An 18,860-nucleotide genomic window follows, 5' to 3' on the forward strand; every position below is an offset into this window, starting at 1 on the left:
TCGCAAGCGGCGCGCATCCGGTCCCCGACGGACGCACGCCCGCGAGACACGAAAGGTGACCTTGAGCATGGCTCAGAGCTACGTTGGCCAGAAGCGCATCCGCCGTTACTTCGGAAAAATCCGTGAAGTTCTGGAAATGCCGAACCTCATCGAGGTTCAGAAGTCGTCCTATGACCTGTTCCTGAAGTCGGGCGAAGGCCAGACTCCGGCGGACGGCGAAGGGATCAAGGGTGTCTTCCAGTCCGTGTTCCCCATCAAGGATTTCAACGAGACCGCAGTGCTCGAGTTCGTGAAGTACGAGCTTGAGAAGCCGAAATACGATGTGGACGAGTGCCAGCAGCGCGACATGACCTATGCCGCGCCGCTGAAGGTCACCCTGCGTCTGATCGTGTTCGATGTCGACGAGACGACGGGCAACCGTTCGGTCAAGGACATCAAGGAACAGGACGTCTACATGGGCGACATGCCCCTGATGACCTCGAACGGCACGTTCATCGTCAACGGAACCGAACGGGTGATCGTGTCCCAGATGCACCGTTCGCCGGGCGTGTTCTTCGACCACGACAAGGGCAAGACGCATTCCTCGGGGAAGCTGCTGTTCGCCTGCCGCATCATTCCGTACCGCGGTTCGTGGCTCGACTTCGAGTTCGACGCCAAGGACATCGTCTTCGCGCGCATCGACCGTCGCCGCAAACTGCCGGTGACGACGCTTCTCTATGCCCTGGGCCTGGACCAGGAAGCGATCATGTCCGCCTATTACGAGACGGTCAGCTACCGCTACGAGAAGAACAAAGGCTGGGTCACCAAGTTCTTCCCCGAGCGTGTGCGCGGCACCCGTCCGACCTACGATCTGGTCGACGCGGCCACCGGCGAAGTGATCTGCAAGGCCGGCGAGAAGATGACGCCGCGCATGGTCAAGAAGCTGATCGACGAGGCGCAGGTCACCGAACTGCTGCTGCCCTTCGACCAGATCATCGGTCGTTTCGTGGCGCAGGACATCATCAACGAGGAAACGGGCGAGATCTGGGTCGAAGCCGGTGACGAGCTCACCATGGAATACGACCGTGATGGCGAAGTGAAAGGCGGCACCCTGAAGGTGCTGCTGGATCAGGGCATCACGGAGCTTCCGATCCTCGACATCGACGGCATCAACGTCGGCGCCTACATCCGCAACACGATGGCCGCGGACAAGAACATGGGCCGCGAAGGCGCGCTCATGGACATCTACCGCGTCATGCGTCCGGGCGAGCCGCCGACCGTGGAAGCCGCGTCGAACCTGTTCGACACGCTGTTCGCCGATTCGGAGCGCTACGACCTGTCTGCCGTGGGCCGCGTGAAGATGAACATGCGCCTGGATCTGGACAAGCCGGACACGCAGCGCACGCTGGACCGCGACGACATCATCGCCTGCATCAAGGCGCTGACGGAACTGCGCGACGGCAAGGGCGAGATCGACGACATCGACCACCTCGGCAACCGTCGTGTGCGTTCTGTCGGCGAGCTGATGGAGAACCAGTACCGCGTCGGCCTCCTGCGCATGGAGCGCGCGATCAAGGAACGCATGTCCTCGGTCGAGATCGACACGATCATGCCGCAGGACCTGATCAACGCGAAACCCGCGGCGGCCGCGGTGCGTGAATTCTTCGGCTCCTCGCAGCTGTCGCAGTTCATGGACCAGACGAACCCGCTGTCCGAGGTGACGCACAAGCGTCGTCTCTCGGCCCTGGGGCCGGGCGGTCTGACGCGCGAGCGTGCGGGCTTCGAAGTGCGCGACGTTCACCCGACCCACTATGGCCGGATGTGCCCGATCGAAACTCCGGAAGGTCAGAACATCGGTCTGATCAACTCGCTGGCCACCTTCGCCCGCGTGAACAAGTACGGCTTCATCGAAACCCCGTACCGCAAGGTCGTGGACGGTCAGGTCACGGATGACGTGGTCTACATCTCCGCCACCGAGGAGATGCGCCACACGGTCGCCCAGGCGAACGCGACGATCGACGAGAACGGCCGCTTCACCAGCGACCTGATCTCCACCCGCAAGGCGGGCGAGTTCATGCTGAACCCGCCGGAAGCCGTGGACCTGATCGACGTGTCGCCGAAGCAGCTGGTGTCGGTGGCGGCCTCGCTGATCCCGTTCCTGGAAAACGACGACGCCAACCGCGCCCTGATGGGTTCGAACATGCAGCGTCAGGCGGTTCCGCTGCTGAAATCCGACGCGCCCTTCGTGGGCACGGGGATCGAGGCGGTCGTGGCCCGCGATTCGGGCGCCGCGATCATGGCGCGTCGTGCCGGCATCATCGACCAGGTGGACGCGACCCGTATCGTGGTCCGCGCGACCGAGATGCTGGAGCCGGGCGAGCCGGGCGTGGACATCTACCGTCTGCGCAAGTTCAAGCGGTCGAACCAGTCGTCCTGCATCAACCAGCGTCCGCTGGTGAAGGTGGGCGATCAGGTGACGCGCGGCGAGGTCGTGGCCGACGGTCCGAACACCGACATGGGCGAACTGGCCCTGGGCCGGAACGTCATCGTCGCGTTCATGCCGTGGAACGGCTACAACTACGAGGACTCGATCCTGATCTCGGAGCGCATCCTGAAGGATGACGTCTTCACCTCGATCCATATCGAGGAATACGAGGTCGCCGCCCGCGACACGAAGCTGGGGCCGGAAGAGATCACGCGCGACATCCCGAACGTGGGCGAAGAAGCCCTGCGCAACCTGGATGAAGCCGGCATCGTCTATATCGGGGCCGAAGTTCAGCCGGGCGACATCCTGGTCGGCAAGATCACCCCGAAGGGCGAATCCCCGATGACGCCGGAGGAGAAACTGCTCCGTGCCATCTTCGGTGAGAAGGCCTCGGACGTGCGCGACACGTCGTTGCGCCTGCCGCCGGGGGCCTACGGCACGATCGTGGAAGTTCGGGTCTTCAACCGTCACGGCGTCGACAAGGACGAACGTGCGCTGCAGATCGAGCGTGAGGAAGTCGAACGCCTGTCGCGCGACCGCGACGACGAGCTGGCGATCCTCGACCGCAACATCTACTCGCGCCTGCGGACGCTGGTTCTGGGCAAGACGGCCGTCAAGGGTCCGAAGGGCATCAAGTCCGGATCGACCATCGACGCCGAACTGCTGGGCACCCTGTCCAAGGGCCAGTGGTGGCAGCTTGCCCTGGGTGAGGAAGCCGACGCGAAAGAGGTCGAAGCGCTGCACGAGCAGTACGAGGCCCAGAAGCGCCAGCTCGATCACCGGTTCGAGGACAAGGTCGAGAAGGTCCGTCGCGGCGACGATCTGCCCCCGGGCGTGATGAAGATGGTCAAGGTGTTTGTCGCGGTGAAGCGCAAGCTGCAACCGGGCGACAAGATGGCCGGTCGTCACGGCAACAAGGGCGTGATCTCCAAGGTCGTGCCGGTGGAGGACATGCCGTTCCTTGCCGACGGGACCGTGGTCGACCTCGTGCTGAACCCGCTGGGCGTGCCGTCGCGGATGAACGTCGGCCAGATCCTGGAAACCCACATGGGCTGGGCCGCGCGCGGTCTGGGGATCAAGATCGACGAAGCGCTGCAGGAGTATCGCCGCAAGGGTGACATGACTCCGGTAAAGGAAGCGATGCGTCTGGCCTATGGCGACGAGACGTATGACGCGGCCTTCGGCGAGCGGAACGACGAGGACATCCTGGAAATGGCGGGCAACGTCACCAAGGGCGTTCCGATCGCGACCCCGGTCTTCGACGGCGCGAAAGAGCCGGACGTGAACGATGCGCTTCGCCGCGCGGGCTTCAACGAATCCGGCCAGTCGATCGTCTTCGACGGCCGTTCGGGCGAACAGTTCGCACGTCCTGTCACGGTGGGTGTGAAGTACATGCTGAAGCTCCACCACCTGGTGGACGACAAGCTGCACGCCCGTTCGACCGGTCCGTACTCGCTCGTGACCCAGCAGCCGCTGGGCGGCAAGGCGCAGTTCGGTGGTCAGCGTCTGGGTGAGATGGAGGTCTGGGCGCTGGAAGCCTACGGCGCCGCCTACACCCTGCAGGAGATGCTGACGGTGAAGTCGGATGACGTCGCGGGCCGGACGAAGATGTACGAGTCGATCGTCAAGGGTGAGGACAACTTCGAAGCCGGCGTGCCGGAATCGTTCAACGTCCTCGTCAAGGAGGTCCGCGGTCTGGGCCTCAACATGGAACTCCTGGATTCGGAGGAGGAGTGAGGGCGTTCGCGCCCTCACCAACCCGCATCCCTTCTGTAAGGACATGAAATGAACCAGGAACTGAGCACCAATCCGTTCAACCCGGTCGCACCGGTGCGGACCTTCGACGAGATCAAGATCTCCCTGGCGTCGCCGGAGCGGATCCTGTCGTGGTCCTATGGCGAGATCAAGAAGCCGGAAACCATCAACTACCGCACGTTCAAGCCGGAGCGGGACGGCCTGTTCTGCGCGCGTATCTTCGGGCCGATCAAGGACTACGAGTGCCTGTGCGGCAAGTACAAGCGCATGAAGTATCGCGGCGTCGTCTGCGAGAAGTGCGGCGTCGAGGTCACGCTCCAGAAGGTGCGTCGCGAGCGCATGGGCCACATCGAGCTGGCCGCGCCCGTTGCCCACATCTGGTTCCTGAAGTCGCTGCCGTCCCGCATCGGCCTTATGCTGGACATGACGCTGCGCGATCTGGAACGGATCTTGTATTTCGAGAACTACGTCGTGATCGAACCGGGTCTGACCGACCTGACCTACGGCCAGCTGATGACCGAGGACGAGTTCCTTGACGCGCAGGACCAGTACGGCGCCGACGCGTTCACGGCCAACATCGGCGCGGAGGCCATCCGCGAGATGCTGGCCGCGATCGACCTGCAGGCGACCGCCGATCAGCTGCGCGAGGAGTTGAAGGAAGCCACGGGCGAGCTGAAGCCGAAGAAGATCATCAAGCGTCTGAAGATTGTCGAGTCGTTCCTGGAGTCGGGCAACCGTCCCGAGTGGATGATCCTGACCGTCCTGCCGGTGATCCCGCCGGAACTGCGCCCGCTGGTCCCGCTGGACGGCGGCCGGTTCGCGACGTCCGACCTGAACGACCTGTATCGCCGCGTGATCAACCGGAACAACCGCCTGAAGCGCCTTATCGAGCTTCGCGCGCCGGACATCATCGTGCGCAACGAGAAGCGGATGCTTCAGGAAGCCGTCGACGCGCTGTTCGACAACGGCCGTCGTGGCCGCGTGATCACCGGCACCAACAAGCGCCCGCTGAAATCGCTGTCCGACATGCTGAAGGGCAAGCAGGGCCGCTTCCGTCAGAACCTTCTGGGCAAGAGGGTCGACTTCTCGGGCCGGTCCGTCATCGTGACGGGTCCGGAACTGAAGCTGCACCAGTGCGGCCTGCCCAAGAAGATGGCGCTGGAGCTGTTCAAGCCCTTCATCTACTCGCGTCTGGAGGCCAAGGGCCTGTCCAGCACCGTGAAGCAGGCGAAGAAGCTGGTCGAGAAGGAGCGTCCCGAGGTCTGGGACATCCTGGACGAGGTCATCCGCGAGCACCCGGTTCTGCTGAACCGCGCGCCCACGCTGCACCGTCTCGGCATCCAGGCGTTCGAGCCGATCCTGATCGAAGGCAAGGCGATCCAGCTGCACCCGCTCGTCTGCTCGGCCTTCAACGCCGACTTCGACGGTGACCAGATGGCCGTCCACGTTCCGCTGTCGCTGGAAGCGCAGCTGGAAGCGCGCGTCCTGATGATGTCGACGAACAACGTCCTGTCGCCCGCCAACGGCGCGCCGATCATCGTTCCGTCGCAGGACATGGTCCTTGGTCTCTACTACACGACCATGCAGCGTGACGGCATGAAGGGTGAAGGCATGGCCTTCGCCTCGGTCGAGGAAGTGGAGCACGCCCTTGCCGCCGGCGAGGTGCACCTGCACGCCAAGATCCAGGCGCGGATCAAGCAGATCGACAACGAGGGCAACGAGGTCGTCAAGCGTTTCGAGACGACCCCGGGCCGCCTGCGTCTGGGCAACTTGCTGCCGCTGAACGCCAAAGCGCCGTTCGAACTGGTGAACCGCCTGCTGCGCAAGAAGGACGTCCAGAACGTCATCGACACCGTTTACCGCTATTGCGGTCAGAAGGAGTCGGTCATCTTCTGCGACCAGATCATGGGCATGGGCTTCCGTGAAGCGTTCAAGGCCGGCATCTCGTTCGGCAAGGACGACATGCTGATCCCCGACACCAAGTGGACCATCGTCAACGAGGTCCAGGAGCAGGTGAAGGACTTCGAGCAGCAGTACATGGACGGCCTGATCACCCAGGGCGAAAAGTACAACAAGGTCGTGGACGCCTGGTCGAAGTGCAACGACAAGGTCACCGAGGCCATGATGTCGACCATCTCGGCCACGCGTCATGACGAGAACGGCGCCGAAATGGAGCCGAACTCGGTCTACATGATGGCCCACTCCGGGGCCCGGGGTTCGGTCACGCAGATGAAGCAGCTGGGCGGGATGCGCGGCCTGATGGCCAAGCCGAACGGCGAGATCATCGAGACGCCGATCATTTCGAACTTCAAGGAAGGTCTGACCGTTCTTGAATACTTCAACTCCACCCACGGCGCCCGGAAGGGTCTGTCGGACACGGCGTTGAAGACGGCGAACTCGGGCTACCTGACCCGTCGTCTGGTGGACGTGGCACAGGACTGCATCGTGCGCTCGCACGATTGTGGAACCGAGCAGGGGATCACTGCCTCGGCGGCGGTCAACGAGGGTGAAGTCGTCGCCCCGCTGGCCGAGCGTGTGCTGGGTCGCGTGGCGGCCGACGACATCTTCGTTCCGGGCACGGACGAGGTGCTGGTGGCGCGCGGCGAGCTGATCGACGAACGCCGGGCCGATGCGATCGACCAGGCGAACGTGGCATCCGTCCGCATCCGCAGCCCGCTGACCTGCGAGGCCGAGGAAGGTGTCTGCGCCATGTGCTACGGCCGTGACCTCGCTCGCGGCACTCTGGTCAACCAGGGTGAGGCCGTCGGCATCATCGCGGCGCAGTCGATCGGTGAACCGGGGACGCAGCTGACGATGCGGACGTTCCACATCGGCGGCGTGGCCCAGGGCGGTCAGCAGTCCTTCCTCGACGCCTCGCAAGAGGGTCGGGTGGAGTTCCGCAACGCGCAGCTGCTGGAAAACGCGGCGGGCGATCAGGTGGCGATGGGCCGCAACATGCAGCTCGTCATCATCGACGAGGCGGGGCAGGAGCGTGCGACGCACAAGGTCACCTACGGGACCAAGGTGCACGTGCGCGAAGGCGACACCATCAAGCGCGGCACCAAGCTGATCGAATGGGACCCCTACACCCTTCCGATCATCGCCGAGCGGACCGGTGTGGCACGTTTCGTCGACCTCATCACGGGTCTGTCGGTCCGCGAGGACACCGACGAGGCGACCGGCATGAGCCAGAAGATCGTTTCGGACTGGCGCGCGGCCCCTAAGGGCAACGAGCTGAAGCCCGAGATCATCATCATGGACCCGGAAACCGGTGAGCCGATGCGCGGCGAAGGTGGCAACCCCATCTCCTATCCGATGTCGGTGGACGCGATCCTTTCGGTCGAAGACGGCCAGGAGATCAAGGCCGGTGACGTGGTGGCCCGTATCCCGCGCGAAGGCGCGCGGACGAAGGACATCACCGGGGGTCTGCCGCGCGTGGCGGAACTGTTCGAAGCCCGTCGTCCGAAGGACCACGCGATCATCGTTGAAAGCGATGGCTACGTGCGCTTCGGCAAGGACTACAAGAACAAGCGCCGCATCACGATCGAGCCGGTGGACGAAAGCCTGACGCCCGTCGAATACATGGTGCCGAAAGGCAAGCACATCCCGGTGCAGGAAGGCGACTTCGTGCAGAAGGGTGACTACATCATGGACGGCAACCCGGCTCCGCACGACATCCTGCGGATCATGGGGATCGAGGCCCTGGCCAACTACATGATCGACGAAGTGCAGGAGGTGTACCGACTGCAGGGCGTGAAGATCAACGACAAGCACATCGAGGTGATCGTGCGGCAGATGCTGCAGAAGTACGAGATCCTGGATTCGGGCGAGACGACGCTGCTGAAAGGCGAGCACGTCGACAAGGCCGAGCTTGACGAGGTCAACGAGAAGGCCGTGTCGCACAACATGCGTCCGGCCTCGGCCGAGCCGATCCTGCTGGGGATCACCAAGGCGTCGCTGCAGACCCGCAGCTTCATCTCGGCGGCGTCCTTCCAGGAAACGACCCGCGTGCTGACCGAGGCTTCGGTTCAGGGCAAGCGCGACAAGCTGGTCGGCCTGAAGGAGAACGTCATCGTAGGCCGCCTGATCCCGGCCGGCACCGGCGGCGCAACCAGCCGCGTGAAGCAGGTCGCCTCCGCACGCGACGCCGTCGTGATCGACGCGCGCCGCAGCGAGGCCGAAGCGGCCGTGCCGCTGGCCGCGCCGGAAGCCGGAAATGACTGATGTGAAGGGCCCCCCGGAAACGGGGGGCCTTTTCTTTTCGGAGACCCCATGAAGATCCAGATGCTTGGCCTGTGCCGTTTCTCACTTTTGTCCGAGGGCGGGTTCAAGGTGGTCCACGAGACGCTGGAGGAGCGCCGCCGCCATCTTTACGATCCCGTGCGGCTGGAGCAGCGCTTCGTCTGGTTCGAGCATGTCGCCCTGCCGGGCTGGGCGAAGCAGACGGACCGGGATTTCAAACTGGTCGTTGCCGTGGCGGAGGATTTCCCGGCACTTTGGCTGGACCGGCTGCGCGATCTCTCCGCCTCCATCCCCGGCATCATCATCGAGCTGTGCCCCTTGGGCCATCATCGCGACGTGTGTCGTCATGCGATGCTGCGCCACGCGGACCGCACCGCGGACCGTCTGGTCCTGTTCCGCCACGACGACGACGACGCGGTCGCCATCGATTACGTGGAGATGACGCGTCGCGACCTTCTTCGGATGCGCGCCATGGCGGAGGATCATCCGCTCTTCTTCATGGACTACGCCCGCGGCTTCACGCTGGAATACGCGGAAGGGGAGGTGCACATGAACCCCCAGATCACGCACACCCTAGGCGTGGCGCTGAACATCGTGGCCCCCGCCGGACATGATCGCGGGGCGCTTGATTATCCGCATCACCGCCTGTCGACCTTCATGCCGGGCTTGTGCCTGTCGGGCCCGCAGATGTATCTTCGCGGCAAGCATGAAACGAATGACAGCCGCCCGCCGTCGCGCGGGGGCAGCCCGTTCTTCTTCAAGCCCGAAACGGCGCCCGCCGTCCTGGCCGAGCGCTTCGCGATCGACCTGCCGGGGTTCGAGGCGGCGCTGCGCCGCTAGGCTTTGTTGACATTGCGCGCGACTCCCCATATACGCGCGATACCGAATTGCGGGTCTGACCCGCCGCGACGACCTTCGGGTTCTGTAGTGGTCATGATCCGGGCGCTTTGCCCGATCCTCTGAAATTCTGCCGCGCCATCCCTTCTTGGGGTGGATGCGGTTTTGGCGTTTTCACGAACGCCCTGAACTGGCGCCCCCCGACAGGATCCGGGCAGGCGTAAACGCAACAGGAAGCACGGGGAACCGAATGCCGACGATCCAGCAGCTTATCCGCAAACCGCGGGAGCCGAAGAAGAACCGCTCCAAGTCGCAGCACTTGGAATCCTGCCCGCAAAAACGTGGCGTCTGCACGCGCGTTTACACGACGACTCCGAAGAAACCGAACTCCGCCATGCGGAAAGTGGCGAAGGTTCGCCTCACCAACGGGTTCGAGGTGATTTCGTACATTCCGGGCGAAAAGCACAACCTTCAGGAACACTCCGTTGTCCTGATCCGCGGCGGCCGGGTAAAAGACCTTCCGGGCGTTCGTTACCACATCCTGCGCGGTGTGCTCGATACGCAAGGCGTAAAAGACCGTCGCCAACGCCGTTCGAAATACGGCGCGAAACGTCCGAAGTGAGGTTCTGAGAGATGTCCCGTCGTCACGCCGCCGAGAAGCGCGAAATCCTGCCCGATGCCAAGTTCGGCGATCGGGTTCTGACCAAGTTCATGAACAACCTGATGATCGATGGCAAGAAATCCATCGCCGAATCGATCGTCTACAACGCGCTTGACCGCGTTCAGGGTCGCCTGAAGCGCGAGCCGATCGAAGCGTTCCACGAAGCGCTGGAAAACGTAAAGCCGTCCGTCGAAGTGCGCTCGCGCCGCGTCGGTGGTGCCACGTACCAGGTTCCGGTCGAAGTCCGGACGGAGCGCCGCGAAGCTCTGGCCATCCGCTGGCTGATCACCGCGGCCCGCAAGCGCAACGAGAACACCATGGAAGAGCGTCTGGCTGCCGAGCTTTCGGACGCCGTGAACAACCGTGGAACCGCCGTCAAGAAGCGCGAAGACACGCACAAGATGGCCGACGCCAACAAGGCGTTCAGCCATTACCGCTGGTAACCCATCAGCCTGAGGACCGAACCAATGGCACGCGACTACCCGCTGCAACGCTACCGCAACTTCGGGATCATGGCTCACATCGACGCCGGTAAAACGACGACGACGGAGCGGATCCTGTTCTACACTGGCAAGAGCCACAAAATCGGCGAGGTGCATGACGGCGCCGCGACGATGGACTGGATGGAGCAGGAGCAGGAGCGTGGCATCACGATCACCTCGGCTGCAACCACCACGTTCTGGCAGCGTCAGGAAGATCCGACGGCTGACGGGATTTCGGACACGAAATTCCGCTTCAACATCATCGACACCCCCGGCCACGTCGACTTCACCATCGAAGTCGAACGTTCGCTGGCGGTGCTCGACGGCGCGATCTGCCTGCTCGACGCCAATGCCGGCGTCGAACCGCAGACCGAAACCGTCTGGCGTCAGGCCGACCGCTACAAGGTTCCGCGGATCGTGTTCGTCAACAAGATGGACAAGATCGGCGCCGACTTCTTCAACTGCGTGAAGATGATCAAGGACCGCACCGGCGCGACCCCGTGCCCGATCGCACTGCCGATCGGCGCCGAGGACAAGCTGGAAGGCATCGTCGACCTGATCAAGATGGAAGAATGGGTGTGGGAAGGTGAAGACCTTGGCGCATCCTGGGTCCGCAAGCCGATCCGTGCCGAGCTTCAGGAGCTCGCAGCGGAATGGCGTGCGAACATGGTCGAACTGGCGGTCGACATGGACGACGCGGCCATGGAAGCCTATCTGGAGGGCACCGAGCCCGACGAGGCGACCCTGCGCGCGCTGATCCGCAAGGGGACGCTGTCGCTGACCTTCGTTCCGGTCACGGCCGGTTCGGCGTTCAAGAACAAGGGCGTCCAGCCCCTCCTGAACTCGGTCATCGACTTCCTGCCCTCGCCGCTGGACGTTCCGGCCTATGTCGGCTTCGCCCCGGGCGACGAGACCGAAACCCGGAACATCGAGCGTTCGGCAGACGACGCCCAGCCCTTCTCGGGCCTGGCATTCAAGATCATGAACGACCCCTTCGTCGGCTCGCTGACCTTCACGCGAATCTATTCCGGCGTCCTGAAAAAGGGCGACCAGATGCTGAACGCGACGAAGAACCGCAAAGAACGCGTCGGCCGCATGATGATGATGCACGCCATCAACCGCGAAGAGATCGATGAAGCCTTTGCCGGCGACATCATCGCACTCGCCGGCCTGAAGGACACGACCACGGGCGACACCCTTTGCGATCCGGCGAAACCGGTCGTTCTGGAAACCATGACCTTCCCCGAGCCGGTGATCGAGATCGCCGTCGAGCCGAAGTCCAAGGCTGACCAGGAAAAGATGGGTCTGGCTCTGGCACGTCTGTCGGCCGAGGATCCGTCCTTCCGCGTCGAAACCGACTTCGAGTCGGGACAGACGATCATGAAGGGCATGGGCGAACTTCACCTCGACATCCTCGTCGACCGCATGCGTCGCGAGTTCAAGGTCGAGGCGAACATCGGCGCTCCGCAGGTGGCCTACCGCGAAACCATCTCGCGCGAAGCCGAGATCGACTACACGCACAAGAAACAGACCGGGGGTACCGGCCAGTTCGCGCGCGTAAAGCTCGTGATCACGCCGACGGAGCCGGGCGAGGGCTACTCGTTCGACAGCAAGATCGTCGGCGGTACGGTTCCGAAGGAATACATCCCGGGTGTCGAAAAGGGCATCAAGTCGGTCATGGACTCCGGTCCGCTGGCAGGCTTCCCGGTCATCGACTTCAAGGTTGCGCTGATCGACGGCGCCTTCCACGACGTCGACTCCTCGGTTCTGGCCTTCGAGATCGCGGCACGCGCCGGTATGCGTGAAGGCATGAAGAAAGCGGGCGCCAAGCTGCTCGAGCCGATCATGAAAGTCGAAGTGGTGACGCCGGAAGAATACACCGGTTCCATCATCGGCGACCTGACCTCGCGTCGGGGCATGGTCCAGGGTCAGGACAGCCGCGGCAACGCCAACGTCATCTCGGCGATGGTTCCGCTGGCCAATATGTTCGGCTACATCAACAACCTGCGTTCCATGTCTTCGGGCCGCGCGGTGTTCTCGATGACCTTCGACCACTACGAAGCCGTCCCGCAGAACATCTCGGACGAGATCCAGAAGAAATACGCGTAAAAGGAGCGGCGGGGGAAACCCCGCCCTTCCGCTATGTCCGGTGTTGCAGTCGCAATGCCTATCCTGTAGTGCGGGGCCTTCCCCGCCGCTGCGGAATCGAATCAAGAGGAAGCCACGATGGCAAAGGCAAAGTTTGAACGGACGAAACCGCACGTCAACATTGGCACGATCGGTCACGTTGACCACGGCAAGACGACGCTGACGGCGGCGATCACGAAGTACTTCGGCGAGTTCCGCGCGTACGACCAGATCGACGGCGCTCCGGAAGAGAAGGCGCGCGGGATCACGATCTCGACGGCGCACGTGGAATACGAGTCGGCGTCGCGCCACTACGCGCACGTGGACTGCCCCGGCCACGCCGACTACGTGAAGAACATGATCACGGGTGCGGCGCAGATGGACGGCGCGATCCTGGTGGTGAACGCGGCCGACGGCCCGATGCCCCAAACGCGCGAGCACATCCTGCTGGGCCGTCAGGTCGGCATTCCGTACATGGTCGTCTACCTGAACAAGGTCGACCAGGTGGATGACGAAGAGCTGCTGGAACTGGTGGAGATGGAAGTGCGCGAGCTTCTGTCGTCCTACGACTACCCGGGCGACGACATCCCGATCATCAAGGGCTCGGCCCTGGCCGCCATGGAAGGCCGCGATCCCGAGATCGGCGAGAACTCCATCCGCGCGCTGATCGCGGCCGTGGACGAGTACATCCCGACGCCGGCGCGCGCCGTGGACCAGCCGTTCCTGATGCCGGTCGAGGACGTGTTCTCGATCTCGGGTCGTGGCACGGTGGCGACGGGCCGCATCGAGCGTGGCGTCGTGAAGGTCGGCGAGGAAGTGGAGATCGTCGGCATCCGCGACACCAAGAAGACGGTGTGCACGGGCGTCGAGATGTTCCGCAAGCTGCTGGACCAGGGCGAAGCGGGCGACAACGTGGGCCTGCTGCTGCGCGGCGTGGACCGTGAAGGCATCGAGCGTGGCCAGGTTCTGTGCAAGCCGAACTCGGTGAAGCCGCACACGAAGTTCGAAGCCGAAGCCTACATCCTCACGAAAGAGGAAGGTGGCCGCCACACGCCGTTCTTCGCGAACTACCGTCCGCAGTTCTACTTCCGCACGACGGACGTGACGGGCACCGTCCAGCTGCCGGAAGGCACCGAGATGGTGATGCCGGGCGACAACCTGAAGTTCAACGTCGAGCTGATCGCGCCGATCGCCATGGAAGAGAAGCTGCGCTTCGCCATCCGTGAAGGCGGCCGCACCGTCGGCGCCGGCGTCGTCTCGAAAATCATCGCTTAATCAACCGCACCGGAAGAGGGGGCGGGGGCCTACGGGCCCCTGTCTTCCCGCCGGGCCCAAAGGGCATGTAAAATGCAAGGTCAAACTATCCGCATCAGGCTGAAAGCCTTCGATTACCGTGTGCTGGACGCCAGCACGCAGGAAATCGTCAGCACGGCGAAGCGTACGGGCGCACAAGTGCGCGGTCCGATCCCGCTGCCGAACCAGATCGAGAAATTCACGGTTCTCCGTGGTCCGCACATCGACAAGAAGTCGCGCGACCAGTGGGAAATCCGGACGCACAAGCGTCTGCTCGACATCGTTGATCCGACCCCGCAGACCGTGGACGCGCTGATGAAGCTCGACCTCGCGGCCGGCGTTGACGTCGAAATCAAAGTGTAAGGGGCAGGACCTATGCGCTCTGGAATCATTGCAAAGAAGCTGGGCATGACCCGGCTGTTCCTGGAAGACGGCCGCCAAGTTCCGGTGACCGTTCTCCAACTCGACACGCTTCAGGTCGTGGCGCAGCGTACGGCTGACCGCGACGGCTACTCGGCCGTCCAACTGGGCGCCGGCACGGCCAAGGCGAAACGGACCTCGGCCGGCATGCGCGGCCACTTCGCCAAGGCGAATGTGGAACCCAAGCGCAAGATCGCGGAGTTCCGCGTGAGCCCCGAGAACCTGATCGAAGTGGGCGAAGAAATCATCGCCGACCACTACTTCGCGGGTCAGTATGTCGACGTCGCGGGCGTGTCCATCGGTAAAGGTTTTGCCGGTGCGATGAAGCGTCACAACTTCGGCGGTCTACGTGCCTCGCACGGCGTGTCCGTGTCGCACCGTTCGCACGGTTCGACGGGTCAGTGCCAGGATCCGGGCAAGGTCTTCAAAGGCAAGAAGATGGCCGGTCACCTTGGTGCCGTCCGCGTGACCACGCAGAACCTGCAGGTCGTGAAAACCGACTCCGACCGTGGCATCATCATGATCAAGGGCGCCGTGCCCGGATCGAAAGGTGGCTGGGTCACCGTGAAGGACGCCGTCAAGAAGCCGGTTCCGGACAACGTGATCCTGCCCGCCGCGCTGCGTTCGGCCGCCGAGGCTGCACACCGTGCCGCTGAAGAAGCCGCCGCTGCCGCCGCCGCCGAGGAAGAAGCCGCACGCGCCGCTGCCGCCGCCGAACAGGCCGCTGCAGAGGAAGCCGCACTGGCCGAAGCCAACGCATCCACCGATGATGCATCCGATGCCTCCGACGAAGGGGAAGCGAAATGAAACTCGACGTCATCAAGCTTGACGCCGGCAAGGCGGGCTCGATCGACCTCGCGGACGAGATCTTCGGTCTCGAACCGCGCGCCGACATCCTGCACCGCGTTGTTCGCTGGCAGCGCGCCAAGGCCCAGGCCGGCACGCACTCCACGCTCGGCAAGTCGGACGTGTCCTACTCGACGAAGAAGATCTACAAGCAGAAGGGCACCGGCGGCGCACGTCACGGTTCCAAGAAAGCTCCGACCTTCCGTCACGGTGGTGTGTACAAGGGCCCGCAGCCCCGCAGCCACGCCCACGAGCTGCCGAAGAAATTCCGCGCTCTGGGTCTGAAGCACGCCCTGTCGTCGAAAGCCGCCACGGGCAACCTGGTGGTTCTGGAAGACACCGTCATGGCCGAAGCCAAGACCTCGTTCCTGGCGAAGGCCGTGAAGGAACTGGGCTGGAAGCGCGTCCTGATCATTGACGGCGCCGACGTGAACGAGAACTTCGCAACCGCCGCCCGCAACTTGGAAGGCGTGGACATCCTGCCGACCATGGGTGCGAACGTGTATGACATCCTGAAGCGTGACACCCTCGTGCTCACGAAATCGGCTGTCGAAGCTCTGGAGGCTCGCCTGAAATGAGCGTGAAACCCGAACTCTACGACGTGATCAAGAAGCCGATCATCACCGAGAAGGCCACCCTAGCCTCCGAGGCGAACGCGGTCGTGTTCGAAGTCGCAAAAGACGCGTCCAAGCCGCTGATCAAGGAAGCCGTGGAAGCGGTCTTTGGCGTGAAGGTGAAAGCCGTCAACACGTCGATCCTCAAAGGCAAGACGAAGCGCTTCAAGGGCCGTCCGGGCGTGCGCAGCGACAAGAAAAAGGCCTACGTCACCCTTGAAGAGGGCAACACTATCGACGTGGCCACCGGCCTCTGATAGAAGGCCTCACGAATCGCGAAGCCCCGGGATCGCCCGGGGCTTCCGATTTTTAAGACGGGGATCTTCGGAGCCCTTCACCGGATCTGCCACGCGCAGGTCCCAGCTGTACGGAAGACAGAAAACATGGCACTCAAGTCGTATAAGCCGACGACGCCTGGCCAGCGTGGGCTGGTTCTGATCGACCGTTCGGAGCTGTGGAAAGGACGCCCGGTCAAAACCCTCACCGAGGGCTTGATCAAGACGGGCGGCCGGAACAACACCGGACGCGTCACGATGTGGCACAAGGGTGGCGGCGCGAAGCGTCTCTACCGCGTTGTCGACTTCAAACGTCGCAAGTTCGACGTTCCCGCAGTGGTCGAGCGTATCGAATACGACCCGAACCGCACCGCCTTCATCGCCCTGGTCCGCTACAACGACGGCGAGCTGGCCTACATCCTCGCACCGCAGCGTCTGGCTGTGGGCGACGCGGTCATCGCCGGCGCGAAGACGGACGTGAAGCCCGGCAACGCGATGCCCTTCTCGGGCATGCCGATCGGTACGATCGTCCACAACGTCGAGATGAAGCCCGGCAAGGGCGGCCAGATCGCACGCGCCGCGGGCACCTACGCCCAGTTCGTCGGCCGTGACGGTGGCTACGCTCAGATCCGCCTGTCCTCGGGCGAGCTGCGCATGGTGCGGCAGGAATGCATGGCCACCATCGGTGCCGTGTCCAACGCCGACCACTCGAACCAGAACTTCGGTAAGGCCGGTCGTATGCGCCACAAGGGCGTACGTCCGACGGTCCGCGGTGTCGCCATGAACCCGATCGACCACCCGCATGGTGGTGGTGAAGGCCGCACCTCGGGCGGCCGCCACCCGGTCACGCCGTGGGGCAAGGGCACCAAGGGCAACCGCACCCGTAAGAACAAGGCCACGGACAAGTACATTGTCCGCTCGCGTCACCTGAAGAAAGGGCGTTAATCCATGTCGCGTTCCGTCTGGAAAGGCCCGTTCGTCGACGCTTACGTCCTGAAAAAGGCCGAAAAGTCGCGCGAGTCGGGCAAGAACGAAGTGATCAAGATCTGGTCGCGTCGCTCCACCATCCTGCCGCAGTTCGTCGGTCTGACGTTCGGCGTCTACAACGGCAAGAAACACATCCCGGTGGCGATCACCGAGGAGATGATCGGCCAGAAGTTCGGTGAATACTCGCCGACCCGGACCTATTACGGTCACGCCGCCGACAAGAAAGCCAAGAGGAAGTAAGCCATGAGCAAGGAAAAGAATCCGCGCCGCGTGGCCGAAAACGAGGCGATGGCGAAAGCCAAGATGCTGCGCACTTCGCCGCAGAAGCTGAACCTCGTGGCGGCCCTGATCCGTGGCAAGAAGGTCGACAAGGCAATTGCCGATCTGACCTTCTCCAAGAAGCGCATCAGCCAGGACGTGCTGAAGTGCCTGCAGTCGGCCATCGCCAACGCCGAGAACAACCACGGCCTGGACGTGGATGAACTGGTCGTGGCGGAAGCCTATTGCGGCAAGAACATCACGCTGAAGCGCGGCCGTCCGCGTGCACGCGGTCGTTTCGGCAAGATCATGAAGCCCTTCAGCGAACTGACCATCACGGTGCGTCAGAAAGGGGAGACTGCGTAATGGGTCAGAAGGTAAACCCGATCGGGATGCGCCTGCAGGTCAACCGTACCTGGGACAGCCGCTGGTATGCGGACTCCAAGGACTTCGGCGATCTGCTGCTGGAAGACCTGAAGATCCGCGACTTCGTCCACAAGGAAGTGAAGCAGGCCGGCATCTCCAAGGTCATCATCGAGCGTCCGCACAAGAAGTGCCGCGTCACGATCCACGCTGCCCGCCCCGGTGTCATCATCGGGAAGAAAGGCGCGGACATCGAGACGCTTCGCAAGAAGCTGACCCAGTTCACCGCGTCGGAACTGCACCTCAACATCGTCGAGGTTCGCAAGCCCGAGCTGGACGCACAGCTGGTGGCCGAGTCGATCGCCCAGCAGATGGAGCGTCGGGTGTCGTTCCGTCGCGCCATGAAGCGCGGCGTGCAGAACGCGATGCGCATCGGTGCCCTGGGCATCCGCGTGAACGTGGCCGGTCGTCTTGGCGGTGCCGAAATCGCCCGTACCGAATGGTACCGTGAAGGTCGCGTTCCGCTGCACACGCTGCGTGCGGACATCGACTATGCCACGGAAGAGGCGATGACGCCCTACGGGATCATCGGTGTGAAGGTCTGGATCTTCAAAGGCGAGATCCTGGAGCATGACCCGCAGGCGCACGATCGTCGCCAGGCGGAATCGCAGGAGGGTGCCGCACCGCGTCCCCGCCGCGAGCGCGCGTAAGGAGCACGAGAGATGCTGCAACCGAAACGGACCAAGTTCCGCAAACAGCACAAGGGCCGCATTCACGGTGAAGCCAAAGGCGGCTTCCTGCTGAACTTCGGAACCTATGCACTGAAAGCCACCGAGCCCGAGCGCGTGACGGCACGTCAGATCGAGGCGGCCCGCCGCGCGATCACCCGTCACATGAAGCGTCAGGGTCGCGTCTGGATCCGGATCTTCCCGGATGTTCCGGTCACCTCCAAGCCCACCGAGGTCCGGATGGGTAAGGGTAAAGGTTCCGTCGACTTCTGGGCGGCCAAGGTGAAACCCGGCCGGATCATGTTTGAGATTGACGGCGTACCTGATTCCGTGGCAAGGGAAGCGCTCCGCCTCGGAGCGATGAAACTTCCGGTGCTGAGCCGGGTCGTCGTTCGCGAAGACTGGTAAGAATTCTCCTGAACCCCCGGGCATCCCCGGGGGTTCGGGTTTTTGATGAAACCCACCAGGCCATGGGTCACCCGCAAGGGGCCTTCTGGTGAGACGGAAA

At 63.2% G+C, this 18,860-nt stretch carries 16 protein-coding genes; all 16 read left to right on the forward strand.

From position 1 onward, the window contains the following. Nucleotides 1-67 precede the first annotated feature (67 nt). The 16 genes from rpoB to rplP all read left to right on the forward strand — a co-directional run bounded on the left by rpoB (nucleotide 68) and on the right by rplP (nucleotide 18,760). A complete protein-coding gene (gene rpoB / locus ACSHZY_RS04830) occupies nucleotides 68-4,201 on the forward strand; it encodes a DNA-directed RNA polymerase subunit beta (protein WP_435166211.1) in 4,134 nt (1,377 codons plus the stop codon). Nucleotides 4,202-4,249: 48 nt separating this feature from the next. Then, nucleotides 4,250-8,443, forward strand: a complete 4,194-nt coding sequence (rpoC, locus tag ACSHZY_RS04835; RefSeq protein ID WP_435166214.1) for a DNA-directed RNA polymerase subunit beta' — start codon at nucleotides 4,250-4,252, stop codon at nucleotides 8,441-8,443. A 48-nt stretch (nucleotides 8,444-8,491) separates the two neighbouring features. Further along, nucleotides 8,492-9,301 carry a glycosyltransferase gene (locus tag ACSHZY_RS04840; protein WP_435166217.1) on the forward strand — a complete coding sequence of 270 codons (810 nt, stop codon included), beginning with the start codon at nucleotides 8,492-8,494 and terminating at the stop codon, nucleotides 9,299-9,301. Nucleotides 9,302-9,548: 247 nt separating this feature from the next. Beyond that, nucleotides 9,549-9,920, forward strand: a complete 372-nt coding sequence (rpsL, locus tag ACSHZY_RS04845) for a 30S ribosomal protein S12 (protein WP_128254696.1) — start codon at nucleotides 9,549-9,551, stop codon at nucleotides 9,918-9,920. Nucleotides 9,921-9,931: 11 nt separating this feature from the next. Then, nucleotides 9,932-10,402 (forward strand): 30S ribosomal protein S7, encoded by a 471-nt coding sequence (gene rpsG, locus ACSHZY_RS04850; RefSeq protein ID WP_271975906.1) that lies wholly within the window; start codon nucleotides 9,932-9,934, stop codon nucleotides 10,400-10,402. A gap of 24 nt (nucleotides 10,403-10,426) precedes the next feature. Next, nucleotides 10,427-12,550 (forward strand): elongation factor G, encoded by a 2,124-nt coding sequence (gene fusA / locus ACSHZY_RS04855; RefSeq protein ID WP_435166222.1) that lies wholly within the window; start codon nucleotides 10,427-10,429, stop codon nucleotides 12,548-12,550. A gap of 117 nt (nucleotides 12,551-12,667) precedes the next feature. Continuing rightward, nucleotides 12,668-13,843: an elongation factor Tu gene (gene tuf / locus ACSHZY_RS04860; RefSeq protein ID WP_435166184.1), complete on the forward strand. Its 1,176-nt coding sequence runs from the start codon at nucleotides 12,668-12,670 to the stop codon at nucleotides 13,841-13,843. Nucleotides 13,844-13,915: 72 nt separating this feature from the next. Next, a complete protein-coding gene (gene rpsJ / locus ACSHZY_RS04865) occupies nucleotides 13,916-14,224 on the forward strand; it encodes a 30S ribosomal protein S10 (RefSeq protein ID WP_244736229.1) in 309 nt (102 codons plus the stop codon). 12 nt (nucleotides 14,225-14,236) lie between these two features. Beyond that, nucleotides 14,237-15,088, forward strand: a complete 852-nt coding sequence (rplC, locus tag ACSHZY_RS04870; RefSeq protein WP_435166226.1) for a 50S ribosomal protein L3 — start codon at nucleotides 14,237-14,239, stop codon at nucleotides 15,086-15,088. Next, nucleotides 15,085-15,705 (forward strand): 50S ribosomal protein L4, encoded by a 621-nt coding sequence (gene rplD / locus ACSHZY_RS04875; RefSeq protein WP_271975909.1) that lies wholly within the window; start codon nucleotides 15,085-15,087, stop codon nucleotides 15,703-15,705. The genes rplC and rplD overlap by 4 nt, the downstream gene beginning before the upstream one ends. After that, nucleotides 15,702-15,998: a 50S ribosomal protein L23 gene (locus ACSHZY_RS04880; protein WP_271975910.1), complete on the forward strand. Its 297-nt coding sequence runs from the start codon at nucleotides 15,702-15,704 to the stop codon at nucleotides 15,996-15,998. Before rplD ends, ACSHZY_RS04880 begins: the two co-directional genes overlap by 4 nt. A gap of 126 nt (nucleotides 15,999-16,124) precedes the next feature. Continuing rightward, nucleotides 16,125-16,961: a 50S ribosomal protein L2 gene (gene rplB / locus ACSHZY_RS04885; RefSeq protein WP_271975911.1), complete on the forward strand. Its 837-nt coding sequence runs from the start codon at nucleotides 16,125-16,127 to the stop codon at nucleotides 16,959-16,961. Between the two features lie 3 nt (nucleotides 16,962-16,964). Then, nucleotides 16,965-17,243 (forward strand): 30S ribosomal protein S19, encoded by a 279-nt coding sequence (rpsS, locus tag ACSHZY_RS04890; protein WP_244736234.1) that lies wholly within the window; start codon nucleotides 16,965-16,967, stop codon nucleotides 17,241-17,243. 3 nt (nucleotides 17,244-17,246) lie between these two features. Further along, nucleotides 17,247-17,627 carry a 50S ribosomal protein L22 gene (rplV, locus tag ACSHZY_RS04895; protein ID WP_271975912.1) on the forward strand — a complete coding sequence of 127 codons (381 nt, stop codon included), beginning with the start codon at nucleotides 17,247-17,249 and terminating at the stop codon, nucleotides 17,625-17,627. Then, nucleotides 17,627-18,334: a 30S ribosomal protein S3 gene (gene rpsC, locus ACSHZY_RS04900; RefSeq protein ID WP_271975913.1), complete on the forward strand. Its 708-nt coding sequence runs from the start codon at nucleotides 17,627-17,629 to the stop codon at nucleotides 18,332-18,334. Before rplV ends, rpsC begins: the two co-directional genes overlap by 1 nt. Before the next feature lie 12 nt (nucleotides 18,335-18,346). Further along, complete coding sequence (gene rplP / locus ACSHZY_RS04905) at nucleotides 18,347-18,760, forward strand: 50S ribosomal protein L16 (RefSeq protein WP_271975914.1); 414 nt, start codon at nucleotides 18,347-18,349, stop codon at nucleotides 18,758-18,760. Nucleotides 18,761-18,860 lie beyond the last annotated feature (100 nt).

The sequence above is a fragment of the Falsirhodobacter sp. 1013 genome (assembly GCF_051195255.1).
In the GTDB taxonomy this organism is placed as follows: domain Bacteria; phylum Pseudomonadota; class Alphaproteobacteria; order Rhodobacterales; family Rhodobacteraceae; genus Falsirhodobacter.

Bases quoted from the DNA above. Each gene is read 5' to 3' on its own strand.
- rpoB (WP_435166211.1), top strand. From the start codon at position 68: ATGGCTCAGAGCTACGTTGGCCAGAAGCGCATCCGCCGTTACTTCGGA.
- rpoC (WP_435166214.1), top strand. From the start codon at position 4,250: ATGAACCAGGAACTGAGCACCAATCCGTTCAACCCGGTCGCACCGGTG.
- ACSHZY_RS04840 (WP_435166217.1), top strand. From the start codon at position 8,492: ATGAAGATCCAGATGCTTGGCCTGTGCCGTTTCTCACTTTTGTCCGAG.
- rpsL (WP_128254696.1), top strand. From the start codon at position 9,549: ATGCCGACGATCCAGCAGCTTATCCGCAAACCGCGGGAGCCGAAGAAG.
- rpsG (WP_271975906.1), top strand. From the start codon at position 9,932: ATGTCCCGTCGTCACGCCGCCGAGAAGCGCGAAATCCTGCCCGATGCC.
- fusA (WP_435166222.1), top strand. From the start codon at position 10,427: ATGGCACGCGACTACCCGCTGCAACGCTACCGCAACTTCGGGATCATG.
- tuf (WP_435166184.1), top strand. From the start codon at position 12,668: ATGGCAAAGGCAAAGTTTGAACGGACGAAACCGCACGTCAACATTGGC.
- rpsJ (WP_244736229.1), top strand. From the start codon at position 13,916: ATGCAAGGTCAAACTATCCGCATCAGGCTGAAAGCCTTCGATTACCGT.
- rplC (WP_435166226.1), top strand. From the start codon at position 14,237: ATGCGCTCTGGAATCATTGCAAAGAAGCTGGGCATGACCCGGCTGTTC.
- rplD (WP_271975909.1), top strand. From the start codon at position 15,085: ATGAAACTCGACGTCATCAAGCTTGACGCCGGCAAGGCGGGCTCGATC.
- ACSHZY_RS04880 (WP_271975910.1), top strand. From the start codon at position 15,702: ATGAGCGTGAAACCCGAACTCTACGACGTGATCAAGAAGCCGATCATC.
- rplB (WP_271975911.1), top strand. From the start codon at position 16,125: ATGGCACTCAAGTCGTATAAGCCGACGACGCCTGGCCAGCGTGGGCTG.
- rpsS (WP_244736234.1), top strand. From the start codon at position 16,965: ATGTCGCGTTCCGTCTGGAAAGGCCCGTTCGTCGACGCTTACGTCCTG.
- rplV (WP_271975912.1), top strand. From the start codon at position 17,247: ATGAGCAAGGAAAAGAATCCGCGCCGCGTGGCCGAAAACGAGGCGATG.
- rpsC (WP_271975913.1), top strand. From the start codon at position 17,627: ATGGGTCAGAAGGTAAACCCGATCGGGATGCGCCTGCAGGTCAACCGT.
- rplP (WP_271975914.1), top strand. From the start codon at position 18,347: ATGCTGCAACCGAAACGGACCAAGTTCCGCAAACAGCACAAGGGCCGC.